We start from the raw sequence: 23,852 nt of genomic DNA, 5'->3' as shown, positions 1-23,852 counted from the left end.
CCACCGCGCACCTAGGCCGTGGTTCCTGCGGTGACCGAGCCGTCGGCCGACCCTGTCCGAACGACGGTGGCCGGGCGTGGAGCGCGGTCGCGGGAGGAGCGGACGTGCAGCGGCGGAGGATGCGGGCCACGTGGTGGCTGGTGGTCCTCGTCGTGGTCTCGCTGCTGCCGGTGCCGTGGCTCCAGGGCGGGTTGCGTCACGGCGCCAGCCGGCAGCTGGCCCTCAGCATCGATGGGGTCGACGTCGAGACACCCTCGGTTCGCTACCTGACCGTCCTCGGGTACTACCCGCTGCTGCAGGCCGTCGGTGACCAGCTCGTCCACGACCGCTCCGGGGCACCCGCCGACCTGTTGAACATCGACCCTCCCGACTGGCTGCGCCCGGTCGTCAACGAGCCGGTCGCCGCAGCGCTCGGCATGCGTGCCGCCGGCGTGGACACCACGGTGTGGTTGCGGATGGTCGGGGTCGACCCGGACGGCCGGCACGTGATCGTCGACCGGTTCAACGGCCGCCCGATCCGCACCGGCGGCGACCTGCTCGGCGCACGCGAGCTGCACCCCGACGAGGGCTGGTGGTTCTCGACCACCGACGGCCAGCGGTTCCCCGGGGCACCATCGGACGTGCTCCAGCGCGTCCAGCTGCGGTGGGACACCAACGTCGAGGCCTACACCACCGGTGGCGTCCCGTTCGGTCACGTCGCCGCGCTCCGCGAGCCGGTCCGTGGCCTCCCCGTCGGCGCCTCGCACACCCTCATGGTCGCCCTGGCCGCACACGCCCACGTCACGGGCCAGCCGCCGCTGCCCGGCTGGATCCTGGCGGGCACCGGCGAGCTCGATCCGCTGACGGGCGCCGTGGGTCGCATCGGCGGTCTGCGCCTCAAGGCCGAGGCTGCGCACGCCGACGGCGCCGACGTGCTGCTCTACCCGGCCGCCCAGGAGGGCGCGCTCGAGGGTCTGCGTACGCCCGGGATGCGACGGATCGCGGTCGCGACGCTCCCGGAAGCGATCGAGGTGCTCGCCGAGCTCCGGTCCACCGTCAGGCGGTGAGCACCTTCAGCGCGGATCGTGCGGCGTGGGCGCCACAGAGCCCGTGTACGCCGCCGCCGGGCGGCGTGGACGACGAGCACAGGAACAGCCCGGGCACACCGGTCCGGTAGGGGTCGAGCGACAGCCTCGGCCGGGCGATGAGTTGCAGCGGATCGGTCACCCCACCCGCGATGTCGCCCCCGACGTTGTTGGCGTTGTACGCCTCGAGGTCGGCCGGCGTGCGGACGCTGCGTGCGACCACCCGGTCGCCGAACCCCGGCGCGAACCGTTCGAGCTGCGCTTCCATCGCCGGGACCGCGTCCCCGGTGTACCCGTGCGGGACGTGGGCGTAGGCCCAGAACGGCGTGATGTCCCCCTCGGTCCGGCCAGGATCGACCAGGTGCTGCTGCGCGGTGAGCAGGAATGGACGCTCGGGCATCCGCCCCTCGTGGACCAGCCGTTCCGCCTCGACCAGCTCGTCGAACCCGCCGATGACGTGCACCGTGCCGGCGCGACGGGCGGGCTCAGCGGTCCACGGGACACCACCTCGGATGGCGTAATCGACCTTGAACGCCCCCGGGCCGTAGCGCCACCTGGCGTTGCGAGCACGGATCGGTCCCGGCATGGCGTCACCGGCGATCTCGGCCAGGGCGTGGGGTCCGACGTCGAGCAGCGCCACGCGCGAGCGCGGCAGGTCCCGGAGCGAGGTGACGCGTACACCGGTGTGGATCTCACCTCCGAGCTCGCGCAGGTAGCTGGCCATGGCCTCGGCGATCGCGCGCGACCCGCCGACCGCAGCCGGCCAGCCGTAGCGGTGTCCGGCTGCGGCCATCAGCAACCCGACCGACGTGGTCAGGGGCCGGTCGAGCGGCTGGATGGCGTGCGCCGTGATGCCGCCGAACAGGGCCTTGCCGCGCTCGGTCGGGAAGCTCGACGCCGTCACGGTGGCGGGCAGCAGCGACAGCAGTCCCGCACGACCGGTCGCGATGGGGTGGCGCGGGATCCGGATCATCGGACCGAGCAGGTCCGAGGCGACGGCGTCGAACGTGCGCACGATCGGCCGCAGCAGCCGGCCCCACGCGGGCCCGTCCTCGCCGAGCTCGGCCACCGTGCGGTCGAGGTCGCGGTACTTGACCGCGACGTCGCCCCCGTCGAGGGGGTGGGCGATGGCGACGTCCGGGTGGGCCCACCGCAGCCCGTGGCGTTCGAGCGGCATCTCGCGGAACACCGACGAAGCTGCGCCGAAGGGGTGGATGGCGCTGCAGATGTCGTGCAGCACGCCGGGGACGGTGAGCTGGTCCGAGGACCGCGTCCCGCCACCGATCTCGTCCTCCGCTTCGAGCACGGTGACGCGGAACCCCTCGCGGGCGAGCGTCAGCGCCGCCGCAAGTCCATTGGGGCCGGACCCGACGACGACGGCGTCGGTCTTCACGGGGGCTGCGGCCACGGGGGAGCTCCGAGAGGCGGGAGCCGCAGCCTGCCCCATACCGGCGACGCACGCGAGCGGTGGCCGCGGACGCCTGGTCAGTCCCGGGCGGCTGCAGCGATGGTGAGCTCGTCGCCCGCGACGTCGACCCGGACGGTCTGACCGTCCTCGATCTCGCCGGCGAGCAGCGCTTTGGCGAGCCGGTCCTCGAGCTCGCGCCGGATCACGCGCTTCAACGGTCGGGCACCGTAGACCGGATCGAAGCCGCGTTCGGCGAGGTGGTCGAGCGCCGCGTCGGTCACCTCCAGCGTCAGGTCGCGGTCGGCGAGCCGGGCGCGGAGGCGTTCGAGCTGGATGTCGGTGATGGCTCGCAGCTGCGGCGCGTCGAGCCGGTCGAAGATGACCGTCTCGTCGATGCGGTTGAGGAACTCCGGGCGGAAGTGCGACCGGACGTCGACCATCACCCGTTCGCGCAGCTCCTCCGGCGCGAGGGTCACGTCGAGGATGTGCCCGCTCCCGAGGTTCGAGGTCATGATCACGACCACGTTACGGAAGTCGACCGTCCGCCCCTGCCCGTCGGTGAGGCGTCCGTCGTCGAGCACCTGCAGGAGCACGTTGAAGACGTCCGGGTGGGCCTTCTCGACCTCGTCGAGGAGCACGACGCGGTAGGGCCGGCGGCGGACCGCCTCGGTGAGCTGGCCCCCCTCGTCGTAGCCGACGTACCCGGGGGGTGCCCCGATGAGGCGGGCGACGCTGTGCTTCTCCTGGTACTCGCCCATGTCGATGCGGACCATGGCCCGCTCGTCGTCGAACAGGTACTCGGCGAGCGCCCGCGCCAGCTCGGTCTTGCCGACACCCGTGGGACCGAGGAACAGGAAGCTGCCGAGCGGCCGGTCGGGGTCCCCGAGCCCGGACCGTGAACGACGCACGGCGTTCGCCACCGCCTCCACCGCCTCGTCCTGGCCGATGACCCGCCGGTGCAGGTGATCCTCGAGCTCGATCAGCTTGGCGGTCTCGGAGGCGAGCAGCTTGGTCACCGGGATGCCGGTCCAGCGCCCGACGACCTCGGCGATCTCGGTCGCGCCGACCTCCTCGTCCATCAGCGTCTCGCCCTCGGCGTGGAGGGCATCGAGGTCCGAGCGCGCCGCGTCGAGGGTCCGCTCGAGCTCGGGGATGCGGCCGTAACGCAGCTCGCTGACGGCCTCGAGGTCGCCCTGGCGTTCGGCGATGTCGGCCTGGCTGCGGACCGTCTCGAGCTCGGCGCGCGCCTCGGCCTCGCGGTCGGCGATGGCCTTCTCCTGCTCCCACCGGCCGCGGAGCGCCGCCTCGGACTCACGCAGGTCGGTGAGGTCGGCATCGAGGTCGGCGAGCCGACCACGCGCCGACTCGGACTCGTCGCGGGCGAGGCTGATGCGTTCGATCTCGAGCTGCTTGGCGCGCTGCACCACCTCGTCGAGCTCGGGGGGCAGCGAGTCGTTGGCGATGCGGAGCCGCGCGGCCGCCTCGTCGAGCAGGTCGATGGCCTTGTCGGGCAGGAACCGGTCGGTCAGGTAGCGGTCGGAGAGGGTCGCCGCCGCGACCAGCGCGTCGTCGGTGATCCGGACGTTGTGGTGGTTCTCGTAGCGCTCCTGCAGACCCCGCAGGATCCCGACCGTGTCGACGACGGACGGTTCAGCGACGTGGACCGGCTGGAAGCGGCGCTCGAGCGCGGCGTCCTTCTCGATGCGGCGGTACTCGGCGAGCGTGGTCGCGCCGATGAGCCGCAGCTGACCCCGGGCGAGCAGGGGCTTGAGCATGTTGGCCGCGTCCATCGCGCCCTCGGCACCGCCGGCACCGACCACGGTGTGGAGCTCGTCGATGAAGGTGATGATCCGGCCGTCGGAGGACTCGATCTCCTTGAGCACGGCCTTCAGGCGCTCCTCGAACTCGCCGCGGTACTTCGCTCCGGCGACCATCGCCGACAGATCGAGCTCGAACAGCTGCTTGTCGAGCAGCAGGTTCGGCACGTCCTTGTCGACGATCCGGTTGGCGAGACCCTCGACGATGGCCGTCTTCCCGACCCCCGGTTCGCCGATGAGCACCGGGTTGTTCTTGGTCCGGCGAACCAGGGTCTGGATGACCCGACGGATCTCCTCGTCGCGACCGATGACCGGATCGAGCTCGCCCTCCCGTGCCAGCGCGGTGAGGTCTCGGGCGTACTTGTCCAGGGCCTCGTAGGTCGCCTCCGGGTCCTGGGTCGTGACCCGCTGCGAGCCACGGACGGCGCGCAAGCCGTCGAGGACGGCGTCGCGGGAGACCCCCTGATCGGCCAGGGTCGTGGCGGTCCGATCACCGCCGTCGATCAGGGCGAGCAGGAGGTGCTCGGTCGACACGTAGCTGTCACCGAGCTGGACCGCCTCGCGGTGCGCCGCTTCGAGCACCTGTTGCAGGCCCTGCGAGAGACGCACCTCGCCGCTGGCCCCGTACGCCGCGCTGGTGGCCTCGAGCAGCTCGTGTGTGCGGCTGCGGAGCGTGGCCGGGGTGACGCCGAGCTGGTTCAGCAACGGGAGGACGACGCCGTCGGACTGCTCGAGCAGCGCGCTCAGCAGGTGGGCGGTGCCGACCTCCGGGTGCGACCGCTCACGTGCGGTGCCGGCGGCGCGCTGCAGCGCCTCCTGTGACTTGTGCGTCATCCTCTCGAGATCCACGCGGGTCCACCTCCCGGTCGGCTCGTGCGGACGTCACCATGGCGTCCGACCGCCGCGGAAGACGGTACGCCCGTGACCGAGCCGTGCACCCGATCGACGGACGGTCGGGTCAGGTCAGCTGCGCCTCGGGGACGCAAGAGAGCTACGCCGCCCCGGCGCAGACCACCCCCATGTGACGAGCTGTCCGGCCGCTCCCGATCGCCGTCCATGGAACTCGTGCCCGCTGCACGAGCGGGCCCGTCACGTCACGCGTCGGTGACGGTCCCGGTCAGGTGCGGCGCGCCGGAGCGGGTGTCGCGCACGGCGAACGCCCAGCCGTCGGGGCGCTCCGCCGCAGCGAACGCGACGGTCCGCGGCATGGGCAGGGGCTTGCCGAACCGCAGGGTCTGCACGCCGGTGGCCGGCACCCGGTCCTCGATCGCCGCCAACGCACGTGCTGCTGTCCACATCCCGTGGGCGATGGGCTTGGGGAAGCCGAACAGCCGGGACGTCAGCGGCGACAGGTGGATGGGGTTGCGGTCCCCGGACACCGCCGCGTACCGGCGGCCCGTGTCGCCGGGCACCTTCCATCGCGCTCCCTCGGTGCTCTCCTCCGGCGGCTCGAGCGGGAGGTCGGCCTCGGTCACGGACTCGTCCCCGTCGTCGCCTCGGCGGAGGTAGGTGCTGGTGCTGCTCCAGACGAGGTCGTCGCCGACCCGTGCCTCGGCGACGACCTCGAACTGCCGCCCCTTGCGATGGGGGCGCAGGTCGACGGTGCGGACGGCGAGGTCGAGCGGCTCGTTCGCGGTGACGGGGCGGTGGGTCTCGGCGCGGTTCGCCACGTGCACCAGGCCCGGGAGCGCGAACGGGAACCGCCGGTCGGCCATCAGCGCGACCGACAGGGGGAAACTCAGCACGTGCACGTACGTGGACGGCAGCACGTCGGCGAGCCGGTACCCGCAGACCCGCGAGTACGCAGCGAGGTGGTCGCGATCGACGTCGACGCTGCGGACCTGGAACTCACGGTCCGGGAGCTCGTCGCTCGCGCCGGGCAGCACCGCGCGAACGGCAGCGCGGGCGTAGAGGGTCCCGAGCGAGGGGATCGCGTCGAGGCGTTCGGTCGTGGTCATCGCTAGGCGCCGATCAGGTGCTGGCCGTCGACCCGCAGGGTGGTGCCGTTGCTGCCGACGGCGGCCGGCGACGCGAAGAACGCGATCGCCTCGGCGACGTCGACCGGCTGACCACCCTGGTTGAGGCTGTTCATGCGGCGGCCGAACTCGCGCGAGATCAGGGGCATCGCGGCCGTCATCTCGGTCTCGATGAAGCCGGGCGCCACCGCGTTGATGGACCCGGACCGCTCGGCCAGCTTCGGGGCGAGGGCTTCGACGTGGCCGATGACGCCGGCCTTCGACGCGGCGTAGTTGGTCTGCCCCTTCCCGCCGGCGATCCCCGCCATCGAGGACACGCACACGATCCGGCCGCCCTCGTTCAGGACCTTCTCGTCGAGCAGCGCGTCGTTCATGCGCTCCTGGGAGGTGAGGTTGACGGCGATGACCGCGTCCCACCAGCCCCGTTCCATGTTCGCCAGCGACTTGTCCCGGGTGATGCCGGCGTTGTGCACGACGACGTCCACGCCACCGTGGCGCTCGCGGAGGTGGTCGATCACGCGCTGCGGCGCGTCGTCGCCGGTGATGTCGAGCTGAAGGGTCGTGCCACCGACCCGGTTGGCGACCCGTTGGAGCGCGTCACCCTGAGCGGGGACGTCGAGGCACACCACGTGAGCCCCGTCACGGGCCAGCACCTCGGCGATCGCCTCGCCGATGCCGCGCGCCGCACCGGTGACCAACGCGACCTGCCCGGCCAGCGGCCGTTCCCAGTCGATGCCGTCGCAGGCACCGGACGGCGCGGGGCCGACGTGGAGCACCTGGCCCGACACGTAGGCCGAGCGAGCCGAGACCAGGAACCGCACGGCCGCATCGAGGTCGCCCTCCGCTCCGGCCGCGACGTGCACCAGGGTCACGGTCGTGCCGTCGCGCGCCTCCTTGCCGAGCGAACGGACCACACCCTCGAGCGACCGCTGGGCGGCGCGGGTGTGGGCGTCGTCGGCGTCCTCCGGGGGCCGCCCGAGCAGGATGATGCGACCGGAGGGCAGGACGCGCTTCAGGACCGGGTGGAGCAGGTCGTGGAGCTGGGCGAGGTCGGCGCTACGGGTGATCCCGGTGGCGTCGACGACGATCGCGGCGAACCGTTGTGGCCGCCCGTCGCCCGCCGGCTCGGCGGCCGTGTCGGTGACCTCGTCCACGACGTCGACGCCTGCGCCGGTCAGGAGCTCGGTGACCGCCCCCTGGACGGCACCACCGTCCGCCGCGAGCACCAGCACGGGGCCGTGCGCGAGGGACTGGCCGGGTTCGTGCCGGCGGAGCTCCGGTGGAATCGGCACCGACAGCGTCGAGGTGATCTGCCGGCCGATGGGGCTGGTCAACAGCTGCTGCAACAGGTCTGCCACGGGAGGACCTCTCGGGTCGGTTCAGCGGTGGGGCGATGGAGCGAGCGGCTCAGCGCTCGAGGATGGCGACGACGCCGTTGCCACCGGCAGCGCAGATGGAGATCAGCGCTCGGCCGCCACCGCGTTCGTCGAGCTGCTTGGCGGCGCTGGCCAGGATCCGGCCGCCGGTCGCGGCGAACGGGTGCCCGAACGCGAGCGACGAGCCGTGGGGGTTGAGCTTGGTCCGGTCGATCGCGCCGAGGGGTTCGTCGCGGCCGAGCTGCTCGCGGCAGAAGGCCTCGGACTCCCACGCCTTCAGCGTGACGAGCACGGTGGAGGCGAACGCCTCGTGGATCTCGTACAGGTCGAAGTCCTGCAGGCTCAGCCCGTTGCGGGCGAGCAGCCGCGGGACGGCGTAGATCGGTGCGGTCAGCAACCCGTCGTCACCGTGGACGTAGTCGACGGCGGCGGTCTCGTGGTCGACGAGGTAGGCGAGCGGTGTGAGCCCGGCCTGCTCGGCCCACCCCTCGCTGGCGAGCAGGACCGACGACGCACCGTCCGACAGCGGCGTCGAGTTGGCGGCCGTCAGCGTCCCCGACCCGTCGTCGTTGGGGAACGCCGGGCCGAGCTTGGCGAGCTTGGCGGGGTCCGAGTCGGGGCGCAGGTTCTGGTCGCGGGTCAGGCCGAGGTAGGGCGAGACGAGGTTGTCGAAGAACCCGGCCTCGTAGGCGGCAGCGGCGTTCCGGTGGCTGGCCACGGCGATCTCGTCCTGGCTCTCGCGGTCGATGCCCCACCGGTCGGCGGTCCGCTGCATGTGCTGACCCATCGACAGGCCGGTACGCGGCTCGGCGTTGCGGGGTGCCTCGATGCCGATCATCCCCGGGCGGAAGTTGCCGAGGAGCTTGATCCGGTCCTGCAGCGTCTTGGCCGCGTTGAGGCTGAGCAGGAACCGGCGCAGGTCCTCGCTCACGGCGATGGGAGCGTCGGAGGTGGTATCCACCCCGGCGGCGATCCCGACGTCGATGCGGCCGAGCGCGATCTTGTCCCCGACGGCGAAGGCGGTCTGCAGCCCCGTCCCGCACGCCTGGCTCACGTCGTAGGCCGGCGTCGCCCCGTCGAGCTTGCTGCCGAGCACGCTCTCGCGGGTGAGGTTGAAGTCGCGGCTGTGCTTGAGCACGGCGCCGCCGACGACCTCACCGAGCCGCTGGTCCTGCAGGCCGAACCGGGCGACGAGCCCGTCGAGGACCTCGGTGAGCATGTCCTGGTTGCTCGCCTCAGCGTACGGACCGTTCGAGCGGGCGAACGGGATCCGGTTGCCACCGAGGATGGCGACGCGACGGGGCTCGGACACGGGGACCTCCGGGAGATGGCGACGGCCCCGAGGTTGCCGCACGCGAGCGAACGCGTGCCACCGGCGAACGCCCCCGCACGGACGGGGCCGTGCGGGTCGGGGGTCAGGCGGCCCGCGGGCGACGGCGCGACAGCGGTGACGTTCCACAGGTAGCGCGCCCATCCCTCGGGAGGATCACCACCTCGCGGTACGGTGCCTGCATCTGTCGAAGGGCTCCACGTGGCCGATCACCCCGGCATCTCCCCCTCGCTCCCTCCGATCGCGCGAACGGTCGCGGATGGCGACCTCGAGCGGTCGGGTCGGCAGGCGGCACACGAGGCCGCGATGCGCGAGGTCGCCGAGACCATCACCAACATCGAGCAGGCTCTCCGACGCGCCGACCGTGCCCGTCGGGCCGTCGCACGTGATGCGGAACCCAACGTCGTCCTCGCGCTCGACCGCGCGCTGGAGGAACTCGAGCGCGTCCGACAGGAGCTCTTCCAGGCCGCGTACTTCGGCGGTTCCCAGCAACGTCTCGCCTGAGTCGGGTGCGTAGCGGCGAGGAGATCCAGCGCGCCCTACGGGGGTTCGTCGCCCGTTGGTCGGGCTACCGCGGCACCGAGCGGGGCGAAGCCCAGACCTACCTCAACGAGTTGATCGCCTGTTTCGGCGTCGATCGCCTCGAGCGGGCGGAACTCGAGGACGCCCGCGGCTCGCAGGCCGGCGTCATGGACTTCCACTGGCCCGGTGTCGTGATCATCGAGATGAAGGCGCCCGCGGAGGCCGACCGTCTCGAGCGCCATCGGGACCAAGCGCTCGGGTACTGGCGAGCATCGGACGATGCCGCGGCTGGTCGACCGGCGCCGCCGTTCGTCGTCCTCTGTGCGTTCCACCGCTTCGAGGTGTGGCAACCGGGCCTGTACCCGTCCTCACCGGTCGCCGAGTTCACCCTCGAGGAGCTACCGGATCGGTACGAGACCCTCCTCTTCCTCGGTGGGAGCGGCGACGATCCGATCTTCGGGATCGAGCACCGTGAACTCACCACCCAGGCGGCGACGCACGTCTCGCAGCTGTACCACGCACTCCTCGACCGTTCGGCAGCCCGCCCGGAGGTGATCCAGACCTTCGTCCTCCAGGCGGTGTGGTGCCTGTTCGCCGAGGACCTCCGGATGCTGCAGGGCTACCCGTTCCAACGCACCGTCGAGACCCTGCTGGCGCACCCGGAGCGGTCCTCCTACGCCGACCTCGGGGCGCTGTTCGCCGTCCTGAACGACGAGGATGACGGTGGGCGGCACGGCCTGCTGGCGGGGACCACCTACGTCAACGGGGAGCTGTTCGCTGAGCCCGCCCGCCTCCACCTCGAGGTCGACGAACTTGAGCTGCTCCGGCAGGCGGCCGCTTTCGACTGGGACAAGGTCGACCCGACCATCTTCGGCTCGCTGCTCGAGGGCTTCCTCGGGGAGAACCTGCGATCACACCTCGGAGCCCACTACACCCACGAGGTCGACATCAAGCGCATCGTCGACCCCACCATCGTGGACCCGCTGCGTGAGCAACTCGACCGAGCGGCCTCGATCACCGAGGTCGAGCGCGTCCTACGGACCATCTGCGAGTTCCGCGTCCTCGACCCCGCGTGCGGGTGCGGCAACTTCCTGTACGTCGCCTACCGCGAGCTCCGCGCCCTGGAGGCGGCGGCGAAGGCGAAGATCGCGGCGACGAGCCACGCGGCGGGTGTTCCCGCACCCGACCCGACCACGTTGCCGTTCGTCACCCTCCGCAACTTCCACGGCCTCGAGATCGAGCCCGTCGCTGCGTCCATCGCGCGGGTCACCCTATGGATGGGTCACCGCCAGATGCTCGACGCGTACGGGCCAGCGGAGCCGCCGTTGCCGCTCGTCGACCTCTCGAACATCCAGGGGGGCGTCGACGCGCTCGTACACCCGTGGCCGTCGGTTGACGCCATCATCGGCAACCCGCCCTTCCTCGGTTCGCAGAACCTGCGTCGCGGCCGGGGTGACGCCTACCTCGACTGGCTGAAGGAGGAGTTCGGCGTTGGGATCAAGGACTACTGCGTCTACTGGTTCCGGCGCGCTCACGCCGAACTGCGGCCGGGTCAGCGGGCGGGCCTCGTCGGGACGAACTCGATCTCCCAGAACCGCGCCCGGTCGGCGTCGCTCGAGCACATCACCGCGACCGGGGGCGTCATCACGGAGGCGGTGTCGACCCAGAAGTGGCCCGGTGAGGCGAAGGTCCACGTCAGCATCGTGAACTGGATCAAGGACCCACCGACGCCCCCGACCAGGTTCGTCCTCGACGGCGCGCAGGTGACCGGCATCACCGCCGAACTGGTGACACCAGAGCGGTCGACCGCGTCGGCGGTCCGGCTCGAGGCCAACCGCGGACGATGCTTCCAGGGGCCGATCCCGGTCGGCGACGGCTTCATCCTGACCACCGCGGAGGCCGAGGAGTTGCTCGCACGCGACGACGCGTCCTACCGCGACGTCGTCCGCCCGTACCTGACCGGCGAGGACATCGCGGACGACCCAGAGCAGCGTCCGGGGCGGTGGATCATCGACTTCGCGCAGCGACCGCTCGAGGAGGCGATGCGGTACCCCGCGGCGCTCGCCATCGTCCGAGAACGCGTCAAACCGGACCGGGACACGAACCGTCGCAAGGCTCGGCGGGAACGTTGGTGGCTCTTCGGCGAACAGGCCGTCGGCCTACGCCGTGCTACCGCGGATCTCCCCCGGTACATCGGCAGCCTCGCCTTCGGCAAGCGGCTGCTGCTGACCTGGCTCGAGCCGTGGACCTGCCCCAGTGGCAAGATCTACGTCTTCGCGTTCGACGGCGACGATGCGATGGGCCTGCTCAACTCGCGCGCGCACGACGCCTGGGCGTGGGCCCGTGGCTCGACGCTCAAGGCCGATCTGAGCTACACCAGCACGTCGGCCTTCGAGACCTTCCCGTGGCCGGAGCTCGACGACGAACACCGTGCAACCGTGGCTTCCGCTGGTGCCGCGCTCTACGAACGTCGAACGACCCTGTGTCGTTCCGAAGGCATCGGATCGACGGAGCTGTACAACCGGCTCGACGACGGTGCGTACACCGACCTACGAGACGCCCACCGTGCGCTCGACCGAGCCGTCGCCGCGGCGTACGGCTGGCCCCTCTCCGTCGCGCAGGACGACGATGAGCTGGTCCGCCGCCTGCTGATCCGCAACCGTGAGATCGCTGATGGTGCGCCCTACGACCCCTTCCCCCGCCGGACCGGGACCTCGACCGCCCTACAGCTCGACGTCTGACGGTGCCGCTGTCGTTCAGGCGTCCGCGGCGCGACGCTCCGGCGGTGGGATGGGCGTCGCGCGCTGCACCGGCCGGTTCGCGGGGCGGGCGCCACGCTGGCCGGTGCGGCGCCGCAGCTGGTGGACCTCGACGTCCCGGCTGGGGGACTTGACCAGGTCGAACCGCTCCGCGGCTGGACGTGTGTCCAGCCGCTCGGCGAGCACCCGGACCATCTCCTCGAGCTCCCCGACGCGGCGGCGGGCACCTTCGAGATTCTCGCCGAGCTCGAGCACGATCCGGACCCCGGCGAGGTTCAGGCCCTCGTCGGTGGTCAGGGTCTTGATGAGGCGCAGACGTTCCACATCGCGGGGGGAGTAGCGGCGCGTGCCACCCTCGGTCCGCGCGGGTGTGAGCAGCCCTTCACGCTCGTAGGCACGCAGGGTCTGCGGGTGCAGCTCGGCCAGCTCCGCCGCCACCGAGATGACGTAGACGGGCGCGTCGTCGTCGGGGGTCTGGAAGCGTTCGCCCGCGGCCGCGGCCTCCTCGGCTTCCTCGCGCCGGCGGGTCGACCACGACCACGCTCGACCGGGCTCCTGGGCGCGCGGCTCGAGGAACCGCTGCTGCGGGTGCTCGTCCGCGCCCGTCTCGAGGGGCCTGTCCGCGGTGGCGTTCACGGCCACCCCCTTCAGCTGTCCCGCGCGACGGCGCCGAGCAGGTCGGCGTCACGCGCGGAGGTGTCGTCGAGCTCGGCGAGCTGCTCGAGCAAGCGCTTCTGTTCACGGCTCGGCCGCGAGGGGACCTCGATGCGGACCGTCACCCGCAGGTCTCCGGTCCCGCCACCTCGCTTCGGGCCGCCCTCCCCCTTGACGCGCAGGGTGCGACCCGACGTCGTTCCGGCGGGGATCTTGATGGTCCGTGTGTTCCCCGACGGCGTCGGGACGGTGAGCTTGGTGCCGAGCGCGGCCTCGGCGTAGGTGATCGACACCTCGAGTGTGACGTCGTCGCCGCGCCGCCCGAAGAGCGGGTGGGGTGCGACGTGCACGGAGACCAGCACGTCACCGGCCGGCCCGCCGTCGGCGCCGGGTCCGCCACGGCCAGCGACGCGGATCACCGCACCGTCCTTGACGCCGGCGGGCACCTTGACGGTCAGCTGCCGCGGCTTGACGACCCGGCCCGATCCGTCGCAGGTCGCGCACGGGGTCTCGATGCGCTGGCCACGGCCACCGCAGCGTCCGCAGGGCTGAGCGAACGAGAACGGACCCTGGTCGACGGTGACCTGCCCGCGTCCGCCGCAGGTCTCGCAGCGGACGGGCGAGGTGCCCGGTGCGGCGCCGGACCCCTTGCAGGTGTCGCACGCGCCGTCACCGGTGATGCGCAGGGTCGTGCGGACACCGGCGAGGGCGTCCTCGAAGGTCAGGTGGACATCGGCCCGCAGGTCACGACCGCGACGGGCACGTCGCGGACGGGCGGCCCCGCGTCCGGCGCCGCCCTGGCCGAACATCTGGCCGAGCAGGTCGCCGAGGTCACCACCGGCGAACCCGCCACCGAAGGGGTCACCGGGGCGACCGCCGCCTGCGCCGGGGAACCCCGCGGCACCGAGCCGACGCAGTTCGTCGTACTCGCGCCGTTTCGTGACGTCGCTGAGGACCCCGTACGCCTCGCCGACGTCCTTGAAGCGCTGTTCCGCGCTCGGATCCTCGGGGTTGGCGTCCGGGTGGTTCTTGCGCGCCAGCTTGCGGTAGGCCTTCTTGATGTCGTCGGCGGAGGCGTCGTCGGCCACGCCGAGCGCGGCGTAGTAGTCCTTCTCGAGCCACTCACGCTGCGGTGCCACGCGCCTCACCTCCTCCGGTCGATCGGTCCTCGATCAGGTGGGTCACCCCTTGACCACGACCATCGCCGGGCGCAGTACCCGGTCGCCGAGGCGGTAGCCGGGTCGGAGCGTCGATTCGACCAGCGGCGCATCGTTGGGTTCGTCAGCGGGCACCTGTTGGACGGCTTCGTGGAGCGAGGGGTCGAACGGATCGCCGAGCGGATCGAGCCGGACCAGCCCGAGCCCGGCGAGGGTGGTCGTCAGCTTCTCCGCCACCAGCGACACGCCCTTGGCGAGCCCCGGGTCGGCGGAGTCCTCGGCCGCGTCGAGGGTGCGGTCGAGGTCGTCGAGCACGTCGAGGAGGGCCCCAGCGACGTCACCGCGGCCGGCGTCCCGGGCGGTGCCGGCGTCGCGCTGGGTGCGCCGCCGGAAGTTCTCGAACTCGGCGCGGGAGCGACGCAGGTCGTCGAGGTACTCGTCACGCTCGCGCTCGGCGGTGGTGACAGCCACGAGCAGCTCCTCCCGCGTGCGGGTGTCCTCGGGATCGCCGTCGCCGTCGACATCGCCGAGCAGCTGGTGGACCGGATCGACGGCGTCGCCCTCTCCGGTGTCGCCTTCGCCGGCGGGTGGGGTGACCCCGTCCTCGGCCGCGCGGCTGTCCGCGTCCCCGTCGGGGAACGCCCCGACGACCGCGGCAGCGACCTCCTCGGCTGCGGACGCGTCGCTGGCGGGCTCGTTCACCGGGTCGGGCTGCTGGCTCACGGTGCTCCTCGGCGCGGTGCGGGATCGGTGGGCGGTGGTGGGTGGCGCGGGCGGCGGCCGGGGTGCGCCGGGACGCGCCCCGGGTGCTGCCGTGTCAGCCTGCGGCCTGCTGGTCGTCGCCCTCGTCGACCACCTCGGCGTCGACGACGTCGTCATCGTCGTCCGACGCGTCGGTGGTGTCGGCGGTGGCGTCACCCTCGGGCTGGTCGGCGTTGGCGGCGTAGATCGCCTCGGCCAGCTGCTGGCTCTTGCCCGCGAGCTGTTCGACCTTGGCCTTGATCGTGTCGACGTCGTCGCCCTTGAGGGCGTCCTTCAGCTCGGTGAGCGCCTGCTCGATGTCGGCCTTCACGCCGGCGTCGAGCTTGTCGCCGTGCTCCTTGAGCGTCGACTCGGTCTGGTAGGCCAGCGTGTCGGCCTGGTTGCGGGTCTCTGCGGCCTCGCGACGCTTGGCGTCCTCGGCGGCGTGCGACTCCGCGTCGGCGATCATCTGCTCGATGTCGTCCTTCGGGAGGGCCGAGCCACCGGTGATCGTCATCGACTGCTCCTTGCCGGTGCCGAGGTCCTTGGCGGACACGTGCACCAGGCCGTTCGCGTCGATGTCGAAGGTCACCTCGACCTGCGGCATCCCGCGGGGCGCGGGCGGCAGACCGGTGAGCATGAACTTCCCGAGGGACTTGTTGTCGGCGACCATCTCGCGCTCGCCCTGGACGACGTGGATCTCGACCGAGGGCTGGTTGTCGTCGGCGGTGGTGAACACCTCCGAACGCTTGGTCGGGATGGTCGTGTTGCGCTCGATCAGCTTGTGGGTGATCGAGCCCTTGGTCTCGATGCCGAGCGACAACGGGGTCACGTCGAGGAGCAGCACGTCCTTGACGTCGCCCTTGAGGACGCCGGCCTGGAGCGCTGCACCGACCGCGACGACCTCGTCGGGGTTGACACCCTTGTGGGGCTCCTTACCGCCGAGCAGCTCCTTGACCAGGTCCTGCACGGCCGGGATCCGGGTCGAGCCACCGACGAGGATCACGTGGTCGATCGCCGAGGTGTCGCCGCCCGCGTCACGGATGGCGGCCTGGAACGGCGCCTTGAGCTTGTCGAGCAGCGGCTTGGTGAGCTCGTTGAACTTCGCCCGCGTGAGGGTCGACTCGAAGTGCAGCGGGCCGGCGTCAGTCGCCGTCAGGAACGGCAGGTTGACGCTGGTCTCCTGCGAGGACGACAGCTCGATCTTGGCCTTCTCGGCGGCCTCCTTGAGGCGCTGGAGGGCCATGCGGTCGTTGCTCAGATCGACGCCGTGGTCGTTCTTGAAGCTGGTGACCATCCAGTCGATGAGGACCTGGTCCCAGTCGTCACCACCGAGCGCGCTGTCGCCCGAGGTGGACTTGACGTCGAACACGCCCTCGGCGATCTCGAGGACGGACACGTCGAAGGTGCCACCGCCGAGGTCGAAGACCAGGACGGTCTGCTCGTCGGTCTTCTCGAGGCCGTAGGCGAGCGCCGCGGCGGTCGGTTCGGCGACGAGGCGCAGGACCTCGAGGCCCGCGATCTCGCCGGCTTCCTTGGTGGCCTGGCGCTGGGCGTCGTCGAAGTAGGCCGGGACGGTGATGACGGCCTGGGTGACGTCGTCGCCGAGGTAGGCCTCGGCGTCGCGCTTGAGCTTCATCAGGATCCGGGCCGAGATCTCCTGCGGCGTGAAGTCCTTGCCGTCGATGGAGGTCTTCCAGTCGGTGCCGATGTGGCGCTTGACCGAGCGGATGGTCCGGTCGGCGTTGGTGACGGCCTGGCGCTTGGCCACCTCACCGACGAGCACCTCGCCCGACTTGGACCAGGCGACGACGGACGGCGTCGTGCGCGCGCCCTCGGCGTTGGCGATGACGGTGGGCTCGCCACCCTCCATGACGGAGACGACCGAGTTGGTCGTCCCGAGGTCGATGCCGACAGCCTTGGCCATGTGAGGCCTCCTCGCGGTTGCGTGGGTGTGGACGTGGGGGCGCGGGTCCGTCCAGGGACCTGCGTCGCTGTGACACAAGGTACGACCGCCCGCGAACCACGCAAGGTCACGCGTCCTATCGGCACAGGTAACCTGAGTCGATACGACTCACCCTACGTGCGCGAGCGGGTGGCCGTCACGGTCCCGCGAACCCGATCCCGCCCAAAGGGCGGCGGTGAGGGTCGGCGACGAGCGGGGTTCAGTGGTGCTCGTCGTGCGGCTCGTGGGTGATCTGGGGCTCCCAATCACGCTCGACCGGCGTCCCGGTGCGGGTGAGGCGCTCGCGGTCGGGCCAGAAATCGAGCAGCAGCGCCATCGGGAGCAGCACGAAGAAGGTCAACAGCACGATCTGCCACAGCTCCACGACCGGCTCCTGGTTCCGATGGGCTCCTGGCCAGCGTACTCCCGCGCGACGAGCGACCTCCAACCCGACCGGCCCCCGCCTACCGGTAGACGAGCGGGGGCAAACGGGCCCCTCCCGGTCTACCGGTCGGCACCAGGGGGCGGACCTGCCCCTCCCGGTCTACCGGTAGGCCCCAGGAACGGTGGCGCTCGCCTACCGGTCGGCACCAGGGGGCGGACCTGCCCCTCCCGGTCTACCGGTAGGCCCCAGCGGCGAGGGTCAGCGGCCCTTGTTGCCGCGGTCGCGCTTGACGGTCGCCTTCCGGCCCTTGATGTTGGTGGCCTGGAGCGCGGCGATCACCTCGTCGACCTTGCCCGCGGGGACCTCGACCAGCGAGAACCGGTGGGTGATCTCGATGGCACCGATCTCGCGGCCGGTCACCGAGGACTCACCCGCGATGGCCCCGACGAGGTCGCCGGGGCGGATCCCGGCGCTGCGACCGAGCCCGACCCAGATGCGGGCGCTGTCGCCGCTCGGCCCGCGCCCCTTGGGGCCGCCCTTGCCCTTCCCGCCGGGCTTGCCTCCGGGCTTGCCGCCACCGGCGTCGGGCTTGAGGCTGACGTCGGGGAGCTCCACCTCGTCGTCGCTGCCGCCCATCGACTCGTGGGCGAGCTTGACCGCCGCGAGCGCCACCTCGACCAGGTCGAACTCGTCACCGAGCGACTCGATCACGCCACGGAACCGGTCGAGCTCGTCCTCGTCCTGCAGCAGGCTCTCACGGAGGGCCGCACGGGTCAGCTCGAGCCGACGGGCCCGCAGGTCGGCCACCGTCGGGACCCGTTCGACCTCCATGCGGATGCCGGTGTGCCGCTCGATCGCCTTCAGGAGACGGTGCTGGCGCGGCTCGACGAGCGTGATGGCGACGCCCTCGCGACCGGCGCGGCCGACGCGGCCGATCCGGTGGACGTAGGCCTCGGGCGCCGACGGGACGTCGTAGTTCACGACGTGGGTGAGGTGGTCGACGTCGAGGCCGCGCGCCGCGACGTCGGTGGCGACGAGCAGGTCGGCGGTCTGGCTGCGGAGCCGGTCCATCACCCGGTCGCGCTGCTCCTGGCTGAGCCCGCCGTGGAGGGCCTCGGCGCGGTAGCCGCGGCCGTTCATGGTCTCGGTGAGTTCATCGACCTCGTTGCGGGTGCGGCAGAACACGAGCGTGGCGACCGGCGACTCGACGTCCAGCACACGCCCGAGCGCGGCCGGCTTGTGCGCGCGGTTGACCACGAAGGCGCTCTGGCGGATCTGTGGCGACTCGCCCGCTTCCACGTCCTCGCGCCCGAGCGTGATGCGGATCGGTTCGTGGAGGTGGGCCTTGGCGAGCTTGGCGATCCGGGGCGGCATCGTCGCGCTGAACAGCATCGTCTGGTGGTACTCGGGGGTCTCGACGAGGATCGCGTCGAGGTCCTCCTGGAAGCCCATGTCGAGCATCTCGTCGGCCTCGTCGAGGATGACGACCTCGAGTCCGGACAGGTCGAGCGTGCCGCGCGTGAGGTGGTCGAGCGCGCGACCGGGAGTGGCCACGACGACGTCCATGCCGCGTTCGAGCGCCTGGATCTGGCGGCCGATCGGCTGGCCCCCGTAGATCGGCAGCACCCGGGCGCCGACGTCCCGGCCGTAGCGGTGGAAGGCCTGCGAGACCTGCATGGCCAGCTCGCGCGTCGGGACCAGGACCAGCGCGATCGGGGTACGGCCGCGGCTGCCGAGATCCTCCAGACGGTGCAGCACCGGCAGAGCGAAGGCTGCGGTCTTGCCCGTGCCGGTGGCGGCCTGACCGAGCAGATCGCGGTTGCCGAGCGCCGGTGGGATCGCCTCGCGCTGGATCGGCGTCGGCTCCTCGTAGCCCAGGCTGTCGAGGACCTGCAGCAGCTCGGGACGCAGGCCCAGGTCAGCGAAGCTGGTCGCTGCGTCGTCGCCGGTGTCGGTGAACAGCGTCGGCGCGTCGGCCGGCATCGGTTCGGGGGTGGGTTCGGGGGTGTCGGGGCTCACGTCAGCTCCACGTCGGCGGCGCGTTCGACGACCTGCACGAGCGCGGTGTGGTCAGCATCCGGTCCGAGCTCATCGGCGGCTGCGGCCGTGAGTCGCTGGATGAGTCGGAGGACCTCGCCGCTGACCTGCGCGTCGTCGAGGACCTGGCCGGCGAGCCGGACGTCCTTGGCGAGCAGCGGCAGGGCGAAGGTGTTGGGGAAGGTGCGCGTGGTGACGCGTTCGGGGAACAGCCGCTCGGTCACGAAGCTGCGTCCGGAGCTGCCGTTGATGACCTCGAGCGCGAGCGAGGCCGACACCCCGGCGGCGGTCAGGGCTGCCAGCCCCTCGGCTGCAGCCCAGAGGGAGGTGGCGAGCATGGCGTTGTTGACCGCCTTCGTGGCGTGCCCGGTCCCGAGCGGCCCGACGTGGACGATGCGCTCGCCGACCGCCTCGAGGCACCAGCGCACGTCGGCCACGACCTCGGCGTCACCACCGACCATCACGGTCAGGGTGCCGGCGGCCGCGCCGTCGGTGCCACCGGACACCGGCGCGTCGAGGTAGGCGATGCCGCGCCCGACGAGGTCGGCCGCGAGGTCGCGGGACGCGGCGGGGTCCCCGGAGGTGTGGTCGATCCAGACCGTGCCCCCGGCGAGAACGGGGGCCAACCGACCCGCGACCTGGACGACCTCGTCCGTGGTCGGCAGACAGGTGATGATCACCTGGCAGTCACCGAGGTCCTCGAGATCGGCCACCGCGTGGGTGCCGTGCTCGGCGGCGTGCTGCTGCGCGGTGGTGGCGGTCCGGTTCCACACGGCCGTGGGTGCGACGGCGGCGAGGTTGGCCGCCATCGGGCGGCCCATCGCCCCGAGCCCGATGAAGCCGATCACGACGCCACCTCGACCGGCGGAGCCCAGCTGACCGGCGTGCCCGACTCCACCCCCGCGTCGGACAGGAGCCCCTGGTTCACCTCGAGCGCGGCGTCGTACTCGATGCCGGGCTCGTAGGTCGGGCAGGGGTCGGCGTCCCCGCACGGGTCCATCTGCAGCACCGCGACCACCTCGCCGTCGCGCAGGTAGGCGATCTCGAGCGGGACGAGCGTGTCCTTCATCCAGAACCCGCCGGCGTGGGTCTCGTCGAAGAGGAACAGCATCCCCACGTCGTCGGGGAGCTCCGGCACGTTCATCAGGCCCTGTTGCCGACGTTCGGGGGTGTCGGCGACCTTGACCCGGAACGTCATCGGGTCGTCGGCGACGACCTGGACGGTGGTCTCGGGCCACCCATCGATGACGGCCAGCAGCGGAGGGGCCTGCGCCTCGCCCACCTCGGTCGGCACGTCGTCGGCGGGTTCGGCGCCCGTGACGCCGGGGACGTCCGGCTGCGGCGTGGCCGCGGTCCCGTCGTCCGGGTCCCCGACCTGGATGTCATCGACCGGCCCAGCGCCGGTCCCGTCGTCGTCCGGATCGCCGGACGAGCAGGCGGCCAGGAGGGCGGCAGCGCACGCTGCAGCGGCGAGACGGATCGGCCAGGAACGGGTCGTGGTGAGCATGAGGTGACGCTACCTCGCAGCGCACCCGTCGATGATCCCGGCTCAGGCCGTCGGGACCGTGTCGAGGGAGGTCGCCGCGGGCCGGCTCGGTCGGGCGCTCTCGGTCCGCCGGACCACGACGATCCCCGTGACGATGCAGATCCCGCCGAGCAACTGGGACGGGCCCGGGAGCTCCGCCAGGAGCAACCACGCGAACAGGACCGCGAACAGCACCTCGGTCAGCGCCACGAACGAGGCGGTGCGCACCCGCAGCCGCAGCACGGCACCGATCCCGGTGAGGTAGGCGGCGACGGTCGAGACCAGCACCAGCCACGCGGCGGGGACGAGCCAGCTCACCGTGGCATCCGCAAGCGAGGTGTCGAGGGTCGCGAACGCCAGGGGGACGATGCCGATGGCGCCGGCCGCAGCGATGACGAGCGCGCCGACCGCCGTCCCACCTGCGGCCATCACCAGCGGCGGCAGGTCGTCGTGCTCCCGCTCGGACAGCACGAAGAAGACGCCGAGGCAGACCGCGGCCGCCAGACCCCACGCGACGCCGGTGAGGTCGACGCTGGTCGCCGAGGTGAGCTCGAGGACGAGCGCGAGCCCGACGAGGGTGAGCGCCGCACCGGCCATCGTCGCCGGCGCGGGCAGGGTGCGCGTTCGGAGGGACGACCACAGCAGGAGCAGCACGGGCGCGAGGAACTCGAGCAGCAGCGCCACCCCGACGTCCAGGGTCCGCACCGCGTTGAAGAACGCCAGCTGCGCGCCGGCCATCGCGACCACGCCGTAGACCAGGACGGTCCGGAGCGAGGCGGCTCGCAACCGCAGCCTGCCCCGCAGGGAGATCGCCGCCGCGACGCCGAGGACGAGGGCGGCGCCACCGAGCCGCACGAGCACGGCGGCGCCGGCGGTCCAGCCGGTCTCGATCAGGGCTTTCCCCATCGCGCCGGAGGACCCGAAGGTCGCGGCGGACGTCAGGGCCATGATCGTGCCGACACGGGCAGCGCCCACGCGGGACGCACGGTCGAGCGTCGTCGTCACCGATCGGCCTCCGGGCACGGGTGCGCCAGCGGTCGCGGCGCGACCGGCCAGGGTACGGCCGCGGTCAGAAGAGGCGGTCGCCTCGCCGGTCGCGTTCGAGGTCGAGCAGGAGCTGCTTGCGCTCCACCCCGCCGCCGTAGCCGGTCAGCTTCCCGTCGGCCCCGACGACGCGGTGGCAGGGCACGATGACCGAGATGGGGTTGCGACCGTTGGCCAGTCCGACCGCTCGCGAAGCTCCCGGCGACCCGATGTGCTCCGCGAGCTGCCCGTAGGACCAGGTCTGCCCGTACGGGATGTCGCACAGGGCACCCCAGACCCGGCGTTGGAAGTCGGTGCCATCGAGGTGGAGCGGCAGGTCGAACCAGGTCCGCTCCCCCGCGAAGTACTCGGTGAGCTGCAGCGCCGCATCGGCGAACGGCGCGGGGTCCGGCCGACCGAAGCTCGCCTCGTCGGGCAGGTGCCGCTGGGCGTCCATGTAGAGCCCGCTCAGGACGCCGTCGGTGGCCACCAACCGCAGCGGGCCGATCGGAGACTCGATCGTGGTGTGCACCCGGTCGGTCGCGATCGTCAGGTCGGTGGCGGTCTGGGGGCTCACGCAGCGGCTCCAGCGTCGGTCCCGACCGTGGACGGCAGGGAGTTGATGGCGTGGTCCAGCGAACCCCACAGGTGCTGGACCGCGTAGGCCCGCCACGGCTGCCACCGTTCGGCGGCGGCGAGCAGGCGGGAGGGCGACCCGGGCAGGCCGAGCTGCTCGGCGGCGATCTTCACGCCGAGGTCGGTGATCGGGAAAGCGTCCGGGTCCCCGAGGCCGCGCATGGCGATGATCTCGACCGTCCAGGGGCCGATCCCCGGCAGATCGAGCAGACCGGCCCGGGCCGCCGCACGGTCCGCTCCGGGGCCGAGGTCGAGGTCGCCCGCTGCCAGTGCTCGGACCAGGTCGTGCAGGGCGGCAGCGCGTGTGCGCGGCAGCCCGAACGTCGCAGGATCGACCTCGGCCAGTCGCACTGCGCTCGGGAAGAGCGACGTCAGCTCACCGTCCACGTCGACCACGGCCGTCCCGTGCGCCGCGACGAGGCGGCCCGCGACGGTGCGCGCAGCCGCGGTCGACACCTGCTGGCCCAGCACCGCGCGGATGGCCAGCTCCTCGGCGTCGACGGCCCGCGGGACCCGGCGACCCGGCGTGGCGCGCACGAGGTGTCCGATGTGCGGATCGGCGCTCAACGCGGCGTCGACCGCCTCGGGATCGGCGTCGAGGTCGAGCAGTCGGCGGCAGCGACCGACGGCGGCGGTCAGGTCACGGAGGTCGGTGAGGCGCAACTGACAGGCCACGTGGTCGGTCCGCGGCGTGAGCCGCACGGTGCCGTGCCCGTGGGGGAGACCGAGCGTGCGGCGATAGCTGCCGTCGCGCCACTCCTCGACGCCGGGGACCGCGGTGGCGACGAGGTGACCGATCACACCTTCCGGCGCGAAGGGTCGCCGGAAGGGCAGCCGCAGCGAGATCACGCCGGGTGCCGCCTCGGTCGGGTGTGACCTGGCGGCTCGCCGACGCAGCTCGCTCGGTGGGAGGTCGAAGATGGAGCGGACGGTGTCGTTGAAGCTCCGGATGCTCCCGAACCCGGCGGCGAACGCCACGTCACCGAACGGCAGGTTCGAGGTCTCGATCAGGGTGCGGGCCGTCTGCGCCCGGTGGGCGCGGGCCAGCGCCAGCGGTCCCGCACCGAGCTCGGCCCGCAGGTGGCGTTCGACCTGCCGGGTGCTGTAGCCGAGGGCCGATGCCAGCCCACGCACCCCCTGGCGGTCCACGACGCCGTCGGCGATCAGCCGGACGGCCCGCGCGGTGACGTCGGCGCGCAGGTCCCACTCCGGTGAGCCCGGGCTGGCATCGGGTCGGCACCGCTTGCAGGCGCGGTACCCGGCACGCTGCGCCGCGGCCGCGGTCGGGTGGAAGCTGACGTTCCCGCTCCGTGGGGTGACCGCGGGACAGCTCGGCCGGCAGTAGATCCCGGTCGTGCGCACGGCCGTGACGAACCACCCGTCGAAGCGGGGATCCTTCGCCTGGACGGCGCGGTAGCAGCGGGCGTGGTCGGTGTGCATGCCCGCAGTGTCGCGGGCCGAGCCGGACCTCGCTGGCAGGAACGCGACACGGCGGTG

At 72.1% G+C, this 23,852-nt stretch carries 19 protein-coding genes; 3 read left to right on the top strand and 16 right to left on the bottom strand.

Annotation, left to right across the window (positions count from 1 at the left end):
• The first annotated feature begins 104 nt into the window (after nt 1-104).
• The gene (locus tag WEB03_RS11365; RefSeq protein WP_368071065.1) at nt 105-1,046 is read left to right on the top strand and encodes a hypothetical protein; all 942 of its coding nucleotides are present in this window, start codon (nt 105-107) and stop codon (nt 1,044-1,046) included.
• Here WEB03_RS11365 and WEB03_RS11360 read toward each other — a convergent pair.
• The 5 genes from WEB03_RS11360 to WEB03_RS11340 all read right to left on the bottom strand — a co-directional run bounded on the left by WEB03_RS11360 (nt 1,036) and on the right by WEB03_RS11340 (nt 8,953).
• Complete coding sequence (locus tag WEB03_RS11360; RefSeq protein ID WP_368071064.1) at nt 1,036-2,472, bottom strand: phytoene desaturase family protein; 1,437 nt, start codon at nt 2,470-2,472, stop codon at nt 1,036-1,038. The genes WEB03_RS11365 and WEB03_RS11360 overlap by 11 nt on opposite strands.
• A gap of 77 nt (nt 2,473-2,549) precedes the next feature.
• Nucleotides 2,550-5,123, bottom strand: coding sequence for an ATP-dependent chaperone ClpB (gene clpB / locus WEB03_RS11355; protein WP_368071106.1), 2,574 nt, complete (start codon nt 5,121-5,123; stop codon nt 2,550-2,552).
• Between the two features lie 260 nt (nt 5,124-5,383).
• The gene (locus tag WEB03_RS11350; RefSeq protein WP_368071063.1) at nt 5,384-6,247 is read right to left on the bottom strand and encodes a MaoC family dehydratase; all 864 of its coding nucleotides are present in this window, start codon (nt 6,245-6,247) and stop codon (nt 5,384-5,386) included.
• Nucleotides 6,248-6,249: 2 nt separating this feature from the next.
• Entirely contained in the window at nt 6,250-7,623 is a 1,374-nt protein-coding gene (locus tag WEB03_RS11345; protein ID WP_368071062.1) for a 3-oxoacyl-ACP reductase, read from the bottom strand.
• A 49-nt stretch (nt 7,624-7,672) separates the two neighbouring features.
• Nucleotides 7,673-8,953 carry an acetyl-CoA C-acetyltransferase gene (locus WEB03_RS11340; RefSeq protein WP_368071061.1) on the bottom strand — a complete coding sequence of 427 codons (1,281 nt, stop codon included), beginning with the start codon at nt 8,951-8,953 and terminating at the stop codon, nt 7,673-7,675.
• 219 nt (nt 8,954-9,172) lie between these two features.
• Between WEB03_RS11340 and WEB03_RS11335 the strand changes: the two genes are divergently transcribed.
• Together WEB03_RS11335 and WEB03_RS11330 are read left to right on the top strand one after the other, a co-directional pair.
• A complete protein-coding gene (locus WEB03_RS11335) occupies nt 9,173-9,475 on the top strand; it encodes a hypothetical protein (protein WP_368071060.1) in 303 nt (100 codons plus the stop codon).
• Nucleotides 9,476-9,480: 5 nt separating this feature from the next.
• Nucleotides 9,481-12,234, top strand: a complete 2,754-nt coding sequence (locus WEB03_RS11330) for a DNA methyltransferase (RefSeq protein ID WP_368071059.1) — start codon at nt 9,481-9,483, stop codon at nt 12,232-12,234.
• A 15-nt stretch (nt 12,235-12,249) separates the two neighbouring features.
• Here the strand turns inward: WEB03_RS11330 and WEB03_RS11325 are convergent, their stop codons facing one another.
• The 11 genes from WEB03_RS11325 to WEB03_RS11275 form a co-directional block, all read right to left on the bottom strand.
• Nucleotides 12,250-12,888 carry a heat shock protein transcriptional repressor HspR gene (locus WEB03_RS11325; protein ID WP_368071058.1) on the bottom strand — a complete coding sequence of 213 codons (639 nt, stop codon included), beginning with the start codon at nt 12,886-12,888 and terminating at the stop codon, nt 12,250-12,252.
• A gap of 11 nt (nt 12,889-12,899) precedes the next feature.
• Nucleotides 12,900-14,045, bottom strand: a complete 1,146-nt coding sequence (gene dnaJ / locus WEB03_RS11320) for a molecular chaperone DnaJ (RefSeq protein WP_368071057.1) — start codon at nt 14,043-14,045, stop codon at nt 12,900-12,902.
• Between the two features lie 42 nt (nt 14,046-14,087).
• Nucleotides 14,088-14,786: a nucleotide exchange factor GrpE gene (locus WEB03_RS11315; RefSeq protein WP_368071056.1), complete on the bottom strand. Its 699-nt coding sequence runs from the start codon at nt 14,784-14,786 to the stop codon at nt 14,088-14,090.
• Nucleotides 14,787-14,880: 94 nt separating this feature from the next.
• Nucleotides 14,881-16,731: a molecular chaperone DnaK gene (dnaK, locus tag WEB03_RS11310; RefSeq protein WP_368071055.1), complete on the bottom strand. Its 1,851-nt coding sequence runs from the start codon at nt 16,729-16,731 to the stop codon at nt 14,881-14,883.
• Nucleotides 16,732-16,969: 238 nt separating this feature from the next.
• Entirely contained in the window at nt 16,970-17,134 is a 165-nt protein-coding gene (locus tag WEB03_RS11305; RefSeq protein WP_368071054.1) for a hypothetical protein, read from the bottom strand.
• A 258-nt stretch (nt 17,135-17,392) separates the two neighbouring features.
• A complete protein-coding gene (locus WEB03_RS11300) occupies nt 17,393-19,117 on the bottom strand; it encodes a DEAD/DEAH box helicase (RefSeq protein WP_368071105.1) in 1,725 nt (574 codons plus the stop codon).
• Between the two features lie 32 nt (nt 19,118-19,149).
• Nucleotides 19,150-20,019 carry an NAD(P)-dependent oxidoreductase gene (locus tag WEB03_RS11295; protein WP_368071053.1) on the bottom strand — a complete coding sequence of 290 codons (870 nt, stop codon included), beginning with the start codon at nt 20,017-20,019 and terminating at the stop codon, nt 19,150-19,152.
• A complete protein-coding gene (locus tag WEB03_RS11290) occupies nt 20,016-20,678 on the bottom strand; it encodes a DUF192 domain-containing protein (RefSeq protein ID WP_368071052.1) in 663 nt (220 codons plus the stop codon). Before WEB03_RS11290 ends, WEB03_RS11295 begins: the two co-directional genes overlap by 4 nt.
• A gap of 42 nt (nt 20,679-20,720) precedes the next feature.
• The gene (locus WEB03_RS11285; protein WP_368071051.1) at nt 20,721-21,701 is read right to left on the bottom strand and encodes a DMT family transporter; all 981 of its coding nucleotides are present in this window, start codon (nt 21,699-21,701) and stop codon (nt 20,721-20,723) included.
• 64 nt (nt 21,702-21,765) lie between these two features.
• Nucleotides 21,766-22,296, bottom strand: coding sequence for a methylated-DNA--[protein]-cysteine S-methyltransferase (locus WEB03_RS11280; protein WP_368071050.1), 531 nt, complete (start codon nt 22,294-22,296; stop codon nt 21,766-21,768).
• Nucleotides 22,293-23,795, bottom strand: a complete 1,503-nt coding sequence (locus WEB03_RS11275; protein ID WP_368071104.1) for an AlkA N-terminal domain-containing protein — start codon at nt 23,793-23,795, stop codon at nt 22,293-22,295. Before WEB03_RS11275 ends, WEB03_RS11280 begins: the two co-directional genes overlap by 4 nt.
• Between the last annotated feature and the right edge of the window lie 57 nt (nt 23,796-23,852).

Origin of the sequence: Nitriliruptor sp. (assembly GCF_040882075.1) — a bacterium.
Taxonomy (GTDB): domain Bacteria; phylum Actinomycetota; class Nitriliruptoria; order Nitriliruptorales; family Nitriliruptoraceae; genus Nitriliruptor.
This window is presented reverse-complemented; position numbering and strand designations above follow the sequence as displayed.

Coding starts and splice junctions, on each gene's coding strand:
- clpB (WP_368071106.1), bottom strand. CDS start 5,123: ATGACGCACAAGTCACAGGAGGCGCTGCAGCGCGCCGCCGGCACCGCA.
- WEB03_RS11350 (WP_368071063.1), bottom strand. CDS start 6,247: ATGACCACGACCGAACGCCTCGACGCGATCCCCTCGCTCGGGACCCTC.
- dnaK (WP_368071055.1), bottom strand. CDS start 16,731: ATGGCCAAGGCTGTCGGCATCGACCTCGGGACGACCAACTCGGTCGTC.
- WEB03_RS11300 (WP_368071105.1), bottom strand. CDS start 19,117: ATGCCGGCCGACGCGCCGACGCTGTTCACCGACACCGGCGACGACGCA.
- WEB03_RS11290 (WP_368071052.1), bottom strand. CDS start 20,678: ATGCTCACCACGACCCGTTCCTGGCCGATCCGTCTCGCCGCTGCAGCG.
- WEB03_RS11275 (WP_368071104.1), bottom strand. CDS start 23,795: ATGCACACCGACCACGCCCGCTGCTACCGCGCCGTCCAGGCGAAGGAT.